The organism is uncultured Streptococcus sp. (genome assembly GCF_901875575.1).
Lineage (GTDB): Bacteria > Bacillota > Bacilli > Lactobacillales > Streptococcaceae > Streptococcus.
Map to the genome: position 1 here is coordinate 1 of NZ_CABFMF010000038.1, position 1,229 is coordinate 1,229.

At 34.6% G+C, this 1,229-nt stretch carries 2 pseudogenes; one reads left to right on the forward strand and one right to left on the reverse strand.

Annotated elements, in window-relative coordinates:
- Nucleotides 1-323 precede the first annotated feature (323 nt).
- Nucleotides 324-562 (reverse strand): annotated as a pseudogene (locus QZ114_RS07650) (IS3 family transposase); the annotation flags it as partial.
- A 125-nt stretch (nt 563-687) separates the two neighbouring features.
- On the opposite strand from QZ114_RS07650, the pseudogene QZ114_RS07655 reads away from it, so the two are divergent.
- Nucleotides 688-1,229 (forward strand): annotated as a pseudogene (locus QZ114_RS07655) (transposase family protein); the annotation flags it as partial.

Sequence of the window (1,229 nt, forward strand, 5' to 3'; positions counted from 1 at the left end):
CGGAACTTAATCTGAAATGCTTTCAGATGAGGGGATTTTGTGCGCTCTTTTTTTCGATTCCTTTTGGCTACAAAAGCTATATAGTCAAGCATGTTTAAAACCAGTGGAATTTACCAAGACACAGAATTTCACAGGTTTTATGATTTTTATCAGACTAAGTTCCACTTGTACTAGATGTGGAACTTAATTTGGGAATTTAGCCTTAAAAATATAAAAGGGACTCAAATTGTACTGGCCCCAAAAGTTTGACAAATCATTTAATTAAATGATTTAGTTCTATATTTAAATCATTTAAGTTTGACTTTAATTCTTTTGTTGTTCTAATAAACAATATAGTCTGCGATAGCACGTTCCAATTGATTAGTCGATTGAAACATCTTCTCATAACAATAAAACATCAATGATTTCAAAATTCCAAAAAAGGATTCCATTATCCCATTATCTGGATCTTTTCCCTTGTGGGAGAAGGATAGTTGAATCCCCTTATCTTCTAAAATTGATAATAAGATGCGTGCTAATAGTGCCAGCTCTGGTCACTGTGGAGAATAGAATTCTCATTATTGGGGCTCTATACTATTTGTAGTGGGTAAATTCCCTATGGATATTATGGAGCCTATTTTGTTGTAGAAAAAAAGTCCCATATAACCTATAATGAAAAGCAACCAAACCATCATTAGAAAGAATCATATGGAACAATTACATTTTATCACAAAACTACTCGATATCAAAGACCCTAATATCCAAATTATAGATATCATCAATAGGGATACCCACAAGGAAATCATCGCTAAATTGGATTATAATGCCCCACCTTGTCCTGATTGCAGAAGCCAAATGAAGAAATATGACTTTCAAAAACCGTCTAAGATTCCTTACCTTGAAACGACTGGTATGACTACTAGAATTCTCCTTAAAAAACGCCGTTTTAAGTGCTATCAGTGCTCTAAAATGATGGTCACTGAGACTCCTCTAGTAAAGAAAAATCACCAAATCCCTCGTATCATCAACCAAAAAATTGCGCAAAAGTTGATTGAAAAAACTTCTATGACCGATATTGCCCATCAGTTGACTATTTCAACTTCAACTGTTATTCGCAAGCTCAATGATTTCCGTTTTAAGTCTGATTTTTCTTACCTCCCTGAGATTATGTCATGGGACGTTGAAACAGTCAGGGGAGTGACTGTTTCAATCGGGAGATGAAGATGAGCTTCATTGCGCAAGATTTTGAT